This window comes from Streptomyces sp. NPDC107454 (assembly GCF_055582885.1).
Window position 1 is genome coordinate 590,007 of record NZ_JBVJPA010000004.1, and the last position, 7,057, is coordinate 597,063.

A 7,057-nucleotide genomic window follows, 5' to 3' on the forward strand; every position below is an offset into this window, starting at 1 on the left:
TTTGCTGCGCGGGGGTGTGCTTGATCCAAGAGGCCCCCGGGCCGGCTCTCGGCCAGGTTCCTGGCAACGGAGATGGAACACGGATTTCGTCGGCGCATTCCCACCCGCTGTCTGCTCGTCCTCGGGGACCCGGGGAGAGGTTCTCCCGTCGTTCGGGAGGAGCTGATCGGCGGGTCAGGGCGGGTTGACGGGGTTTCAGGTTCAGTTGTTCGGCCGGGGCGCATGAGGCTGGGTTTGTTCAGCATCCCGATGAGGGCGCGGAGTGAGACCGGCCTGAGACCGGGTGTACATCTTCGGCTTCTTCGGCACTGGGCTTAAGGCCAACCGAACGCCGCCGACATGGTGTCCACACGAGGGTCGCAGTAGAGGAGCTGCCGGTCGGGGGCGTCCGATTCCAGCGTCTCGAACGGCCTGACCACGTTGGTCGGGTGGCGGGCGCCGACCTGGTTGCTCGTTCCGTCGAGGCAGATGATGATCCGGCGCGCCATGCCCGCCGTTAGCCGGTGCGCCTGGCGGTGGTCTGCCGGGTCGCTCCGTCCCGCCGCGGCGTCGTGGCGGTGACCAGGGGGCCGGTTGCGGTACGCCGCCCGGGCTCGATCTGTTGCCTGAACGCCTGTAGGGCGACGGTGCTGTTAGCCGGGAAGACCGCCATCTTCCCGAGGTTCTGGGCCTTGGCGAGGGTGTCGCCCGCCGCGGTCCCCTCGGGTGCGTGCACCAGGCGTACGTGTCCGTCGCCCGATCCGCGTCGGTCCACCGGGGCCACGGCGCCGTGGGTGCCGTCGGGCAGGTTCACCCACAGCTGGAAGTCGTCGTACCGGACGAAGTCAGCGCCCTTGACGGGCCACGGGTAGTGGTGTTCACCGGGCACTTTGGGCAGGATGCCCTGGTGGTTGCCGTGGCTCATCGGCACGCATGCGTTGAACAGCGAGTCGGTCCACCGCTCGACGCCGTCGGCGTCTGTGATCGGCGTACGCAGCAGTTCCTCGGCGCCTTTGTAACCCAGTTTCCCAAGGGCGGGCAGGGTGTCCGGGAAGGCGTCGATGAGCTCGGCGGCCTCCCGCCGCAGCCGGTCCACCTTCGCCGGGTCGGAGCAGAACTGCATGCTCCACTCGATGCCCACCCGCGCGCGGTACATCCGCCAGCCGCTGGCCCCCTTGACCCACAGACTGCCGCCGTGGTGCATCTCCCAGTGCTCAGCGCCGGGAGGCCGGGGCCCGTAGGGAAGGTCATTGTCGTCGTTCATTTCGGCGAGGATCTTGTGCGCCGCCTTCTTCGCGGCCTGGAAGTACGTCGACTCATAACGCGGGGGGTGGTCGACCAGTTGTATTTTCCAGGGGTGGTTCTCCGACTCCGTGCCGCCGGGTGTGAGCGCCGCCGGGGTTCTGGGCTTGGCTGCGGCGGACGTCCGGGACTTCGTGCCCGTTGCCGTACGGGACTTGGTTGCCGAAGGGGAAGCGGTGTGCGTCATGGTCGGCCTCCTCGCGCCGTGACGCGGACTCGCGCCGGACCCGCGACGCCAGTGCCTGTGTCTCCATCGTGCGCCCGGAGCTGGGGGCAGGCCAGCCGACGGACGGCTCTTGCGTCTGCGGAAGTTACGCCATGCGTCCGCCACTTGGCGTGCCGCGGCCATCTCCCCGGCGGTCTCTGACGACTGCGGTGGTCAGGCCGGACCGGGAGGGCAGACGATGGGAGTGGCGCAGCCCCGGGTTACGGCGAGCTGCGACGGAGGAGGTGGTCCTCTTGGCCTGCGGCATCTCGTTCACGCGTACGTTGGTGCAGAACGCGTACGACGCCGGTGCTCGTCGTACGGCCGGCGAAGCGCCGGACGGAGATGTGGTCAGCGTGCCCCGTTTCTCAACCCTGGCACGGGAGGGAAGCGGCTGGCGGACCGGCGGCTGTTGAGACTGCTGAAGTACGTCACCACAGCCCTTTCGCCACGAGGTAGGCAATGCCGATGAGCGCGGCCAGGATCAGGGCCGGGATGGCCAGGACCTTCGTCGTCGAGGTCAGGGCGTTGGTGGCGCCGATCGACCGGGCCGTGTAACGGGCGCCTCGCGCTTGCAGGTCGTGCCGGGCGAACGTACTGAGGGTGAGTGCCGCCACCGCGGAGACCAGGCAGATGGTGAGCGGCGAGAGCATACCGACGGCCTCGACCTGGGCCTGGAGCTTGCCTCCCGGTCCTTCGGCTTGCCGTTTCTGACCGGCTTCCTCGGCCAGCACGGCGGCCCTGATGAGCGTAATGACCGAGGCGACGGCGACGACCAGTGCGGCGGTTGCGAGGGCGGGGGAGAGGAGGGACATGTGTGGGGGAGGAGGTGGCAGGGGACGAGGCGGAGGGGGCTTGGGGAGCGTCTCCTCGTCATCCGGCCGCACCACTGCCTCCACGCGGATCATGGCATCTGAAGTGACCCCCTTCAGTACGATGTCTCCGCTTAGATGCCCCTTGGCGGACGGGTCCAGGATGACGTCCAGACCCTTCACCGATTCCTCGACCCGCAGCCAGCCGTGCGTGGGCCGGGCCACGCAACAGCGAGCCAGGGGTGGGCCGGTCAGGATCACGGACTTGCGCTGCGGTGTCGAGCCTTGGGGTACCAGACCGAAGTCCAGGCAGGCCGGAGAGGGCTGGAGGCGGACCTCGCGCAAGGCGCTGCACGCCTCGTCGGCGATCTGCCGGACGTCGTTGCGCGCGACCTCCTCCAGAGCCTGGCGTGCCCCTTCGGCGATGGGGAGGGACTCGTTCCTCAGCCGCGAGCGCAGCTCGGCAACGGCACCCAGCCGGGCAAAGGTGTTCCTGCTGCTGATGGCGGTCTTCACGGAGGGCGGGAGCTCAACTGGAACGATCTTGATGCGGCGACGCTTGCTGTGCGCCAGATGCAGGTCCCCCTGCATCTCCACGGTCTTGCTCGGCGTCTGGTTCGGGTTCTGCTTCCGTACCTGGTCGAAGACGTAGTCGTACAGGTCATCGAGGGAGACCTCGCCGTCCGAGTCGAGATCGGCCTCGCCGGTCTCCAGCCCCTGCACCACCGCATGGGTGAACAGCGACGGCCGGGGGTCGGAGTTCTCGGCGAGGTCGGGGCCCTCGAAGGCGTATTCCATGGAGTTGGACGCCGTGATGACGGCCCAGCCCCGCCCGCCAGGCGGTTTTTCGGTATTGAAGGATTCGAGGACGTTCACGTCTCCGGAGGCGCGCACGGAGGACGATCCCTTGGAGAAGGCGCCGCCGTAGCAACAGTCGAGGAACACGACGGTGCTGCCGGCCCGCGTGCGGGACATGCATCCGCGCACGAACTGGGCGGGGACCCCCGTGGCGTCCAGCAGTCGGGGGTCGGTGTCGCTGGCGGCGAAGTACAGCTCGCCGGACTCGCTCTTGAGCCCGTGGCAGGAGAAGTGCATCAGCAAGGTGTCGTCGCGTCGGCGATCGCTGAAGAAGCCCTGGATGCGTCTGCGCATGACGTGTGCCGGTTCGTTCCGCAGGACCTCGACGTCGAAGTCGCCGATCTGCGGATCGTGCAGGACCTCGGCGAGGGAGGCGGCGTCCTGCGCCGGTGCCCGCAGCTTCTTGAGCCCCTGCTCGTCGTAGCGGTCGTTGGCGATGATCAGCGCATGCCGAGAGTACGTCATGGCTGGGCTCCCGCCGTGGAATGCTTCCGCACGAAGATGTCGAAGGCCTCGGTGACCTGTTCGTCCGTCGCCTCCGAGATCTCCAATGTGTCGTCGTCCAGCGTCAGGCGCAACGACGGGCGTGTGTCCTGGCACCGGCCCAGCCAGGACCGGATCACGGTCGCCACCTGGTCCAGAGCGGTGGCCGAACCGCCCAGGGCCACCAGCAAGGAGCCGATCTGAGTGACGTCCACGGCTCGTGCTCCGGAAGGAACCTCGTCGCCGGGGACGGTTGAGACGTCGTCCACGTCGAGATCGAGCAACTCCTCGCGAAGGTAGGCGGTCAACTCCGCCACGCGTTCGGCTTCCGCTCCCTCCTCGGAAAGGAGGATCAGCAATTGGTTCCCCACCGGATCAGCCCCTTCCGTCATGTCAGGGGCGGCGCGGAGCGGACCGTGGGCGGCTCCACGTCGGCGTTTCCAGTCTCCGCTCCCGGTTGCGAGGTGGCAAATCAGTCGATGTGGATCCCGATCCGGGGCCAGGGGCCGCACCGCCTTTCCGGGCCTGGGCAGTCCGGCCGGCCTCGCCGCCGAAGCGACCGTGTGCGCCATGCTGCTCCAGGCCGTGGGCCGCGGAGACGACCTCACCCTCGCCGACCAGCTCCAGGGGTGCGCTGCGGGATCTCGGCTTCCGCTGCGTGGCACCCTCACCTACGACGACGCGGCCGCCTATTTCGTGCGGCAGTTCAAGTTCGTGTGGCAGTTCGAGTTCGACCAGCAACTCACCGTCGCGCCCGGCCTGTCGGCACATGAGGTGTCGCCGGTCCTGGTACCAGTGGCCGCCTCAACGGGGTCTTCACCCGGGTGCCCGCACCCGTCCACGTCTGGCCCGGCCACGGGCCGCCGGCCGGCACTGAACGCCCCCGACGCCACCACCGCACAGACAGGCGAGTTCGGGCAGGAACATGCACACGGGGCTGTCACGTCAGCCGACAAGGGCAACATCCAGTGGGGCATACCACCGCGTTCATTTTCAGGGCAGGAATTCGTAAACCGGGCCGTCAAGCGCGAAGTTGCGAGAACACAACGTCACGTCCCTGCCCTTGAGATAAGCCAGCAACCACTCGCTGAACGTCATCTCGTAGAGAGTCCAGGCCGGGCTGTCGAACTCCTGGACCACGACGCGCCAGGACGACGAAGGTGTGTCGGGAATGCGAAGGAAAACCGCCTCGCCCGTCGTGGCCGACGCCACCGGTATCAGTTCCCCGGGGTTCGCCCCCACCGGACTCGGCAGGAACTCCGCCATGTCCTCCTCGCGCCAGAGCTCGAGATCCCCTCTGATGTCTTTTCCCAGACTGTGCAGGAGATGGCCGGCGGGGTGCTTCAGGTACAACTGCCTGTTGATCTCGATCGAACCGTAGGCGTCCACGATTTCACGGAAGTCTGCCGGAAATTCGATACCGAGTTCTTGCTCCAGTTCGATCCATGGAGCCGGATCCGACCAGTTGAACCGGGGTTCGCCCAACAAGGCTGTGATCTCTGGAAGCGTTGCCACCACTGGGTCCTTCTGGCGCGTCGAGCGGGTGCCTGTCTTGGAGTTGACCGTAGTACAGGAGAAAGTCGCTTCGACCCCCCGGGGCTCCATACATGGCCATCCCCGCCGTAACGGTGACGGGAAGGGGCAGCGGCGGCATGTCGGTGCCGACGTTGCGTACACACGCAGTCAGTCGTCAGGGGTGCTGTTGTTGACCGCGCCGCACGACCAGTACTCCCCATTGCCAGGCGCTCGGAGTCCGCCCAGGCCCCAGCCGCCCGGCTGCCTTCGTACGAGGCCTATCGCTGCACATACGTCACCGACTGGATCGCGGACAGACTACGGACACGACGAGGTACCGGCTCGCCATCGACCGGCAGAGGACGCAGCACTGTTCGAGAGTCTCAGGCGTTGTCCCGACGTCCTGACCCGGCAGAAGGTCTGATGGCACCGGATGGGCGTCGGTGTGGCGTGGGTAGAACAAGGCCCGGCTTGGCGGGGGAGACCAGCCGGGGGGAAGCGGGCGCGCTCCTCCGATGCGCGCCCGCGAGACATCACTGCCGGTGGGTGGCCCACGCCGTGGCGGCAGCGAGCACCACGTACGTCCACTCGTCGGGGTCATCGGCCCGGGCGATCGAGTCCCAGAGCCGTAGTTGAGCGTGCGTGAAGGCGTCGGTGGATGGCTCGGGTGCGGCTTGCCGGGCGGGGTGGTGCTGGGCCAGTTCCTCGGCGTCCTCAGCGTTGTGGCCGGAGGCGATCAGCCAGATCACCCACAGAGCGATGTCGATCCAGGCGGCGCCGCGGGAGGCCCATGCCCAGTCGACGAGCCGGGGTCGGCCATCCACGATGAGTACCTTGTCGGGCTTCCAGTCGGTGTGGAGGAGACGGGGCCCACGAACTTCTGCACGTCTCCCGGCTCGTTGACGTGTGCGCTCATCCGCTTGGGCATGGTCTTCGTCTCGATGCCCGAGGGGGTCGAGAGGGAGTTCAGACTCCGCATGGCGTGCGGGACCAGTTCCAGGTCCGGGAAGCCGACCTCGTGATCGTAGGCCTCAACGGCACCCACGGCGCGGCAAGGCGACGACCAGTGCACTCGCGCAACAGCTGATTACACGGGCGGCACTCTGGTGATGTCCGTGACTGTCCTGCAGGAATCAGGCGCAGGAGGCACTCGACCCACCGGCTCGGCGCGACTAAGTTGGCGGCGCAGATCCCCGTTGACCGGCCTTGGAGCAGTGCATGTCCTCGTTGGATGAGTTGCAGGCCCTGCTGGGCGAGCCCGCCCACCGGCAAGCGAACCCGGACGACTGGAACGACATCGAGCAACACATAGGTTCTGCTTTGCCCAGCGACTTCAAGACGTTCCTCAATGCCTACGGCAGCGGGGTCATCTCCGGCGAGCTCGTTGTCTTCCATCCGCGTGGATCAAGCCCGTTGCTGGAGCGCATGCGCAAGACGCACCAGGGGTTCGCTGAGCGTCGAAAGAGGGTCTTGAGCCGCGGCGACTCCGAGCATGTCCCGTACCCCTTCCACCCCGAACCCGGTGGGCTGATCTCCTGGGGATACGACTACAGCGGTGACGAGCACTTCTTCCTGCCCTGCGACCCTGACCCGGACCAGTGGAAGATCGTCACGATGGTCCATGAAGAGGGCTGCGAGACCTTCGACGGCCCGTTCTCGCGTTTCGCCCTCGCGTTCGTGCGGCGGCTGCTCGACGTGGACCGGTACCACGGCATCGAACCGCAAGCCCTGGAGTTTCTGGAGCCTGAGGACCTGGAGGAACTGGTCGCCGCCGGAGAGATCGGCCCCGTTCCGCCGAGCTTCGAGCCGTTCTAGTACTCCAGCAGCGGTTCGCTATCTGGCCTGGTCAGAGATGTTGTCCGGAGTGTAGTTGGCTGATGGTGCGTCAGGGGCGGTCTTGCCG

The 7,057-nt window shown here is 67.2% G+C and carries 7 protein-coding genes; 1 reads left to right on the top strand and 6 read right to left on the bottom strand.

Annotation, left to right across the window (positions count from 1 at the left end; genetic code table 11):
• Positions 1 to 314 precede the first annotated feature (314 nt).
• The 6 genes from ACZ69M_RS12935 to ACZ69M_RS12960 form a co-directional block, all read right to left on the bottom strand.
• On the bottom strand, positions 315 to 488 hold the full coding sequence (locus ACZ69M_RS12935) for a phospholipase effector Tle1 domain-containing protein (protein ID WP_470049308.1): 174 nt from the start codon (positions 486 to 488) through the stop codon (positions 315 to 317).
• A gap of 8 nt (positions 489 to 496) precedes the next feature.
• A complete protein-coding gene (locus ACZ69M_RS12940; protein WP_470049310.1) occupies positions 497 to 1,468 on the bottom strand; it encodes a DUF6424 family protein in 972 nt (323 codons plus the stop codon).
• A 449-nt stretch (positions 1,469 to 1,917) separates the two neighbouring features.
• Complete coding sequence (locus ACZ69M_RS12945; RefSeq protein ID WP_470049312.1) at positions 1,918 to 3,621, bottom strand: caspase family protein; 1,704 nt, start codon at positions 3,619 to 3,621, stop codon at positions 1,918 to 1,920.
• Positions 3,618 to 4,010, bottom strand: a complete 393-nt coding sequence (locus ACZ69M_RS12950; protein WP_470049314.1) for a hypothetical protein — start codon at positions 4,008 to 4,010, stop codon at positions 3,618 to 3,620. The genes ACZ69M_RS12945 and ACZ69M_RS12950 overlap by 4 nt, the downstream gene beginning before the upstream one ends.
• Positions 4,011 to 4,632: 622 nt before the next feature.
• The gene (locus ACZ69M_RS12955) at positions 4,633 to 5,154 is read right to left on the bottom strand and encodes an SMI1/KNR4 family protein (protein ID WP_470049316.1); all 522 of its coding nucleotides are present in this window, start codon (positions 5,152 to 5,154) and stop codon (positions 4,633 to 4,635) included.
• 533 nt (positions 5,155 to 5,687) lie between these two features.
• Positions 5,688 to 5,978 carry a hypothetical protein gene (locus tag ACZ69M_RS12960; RefSeq protein WP_470049318.1) on the bottom strand — a complete coding sequence of 97 codons (291 nt, stop codon included), beginning with the start codon at positions 5,976 to 5,978 and terminating at the stop codon, positions 5,688 to 5,690.
• A gap of 394 nt (positions 5,979 to 6,372) precedes the next feature.
• On the opposite strand from ACZ69M_RS12960, the gene ACZ69M_RS12965 reads away from it, so the two are divergent.
• On the top strand, positions 6,373 to 6,969 hold the full coding sequence (locus ACZ69M_RS12965) for an SMI1/KNR4 family protein (protein ID WP_470049320.1): 597 nt from the start codon (positions 6,373 to 6,375) through the stop codon (positions 6,967 to 6,969).
• The last annotated feature ends 88 nt before the right edge of the window (positions 6,970 to 7,057 follow it).

What these genes read in the sequence shown, in the direction of transcription:
- ACZ69M_RS12935 (WP_470049308.1), bottom strand. Translation starts at nt 488, where the DNA reads ATGGCGCGCCGGATCATCATCTGCCTCGACGGAACGAGCAACCAGGTC.
- ACZ69M_RS12965 (WP_470049320.1), top strand. Translation starts at nt 6,373, where the DNA reads ATGTCCTCGTTGGATGAGTTGCAGGCCCTGCTGGGCGAGCCCGCCCAC.
- ACZ69M_RS12940 (WP_470049310.1), bottom strand. Translation starts at nt 1,468, where the DNA reads ATGACGCACACCGCTTCCCCTTCGGCAACCAAGTCCCGTACGGCAACG.
- ACZ69M_RS12945 (WP_470049312.1), bottom strand. Translation starts at nt 3,621, where the DNA reads ATGACGTACTCTCGGCATGCGCTGATCATCGCCAACGACCGCTACGAC.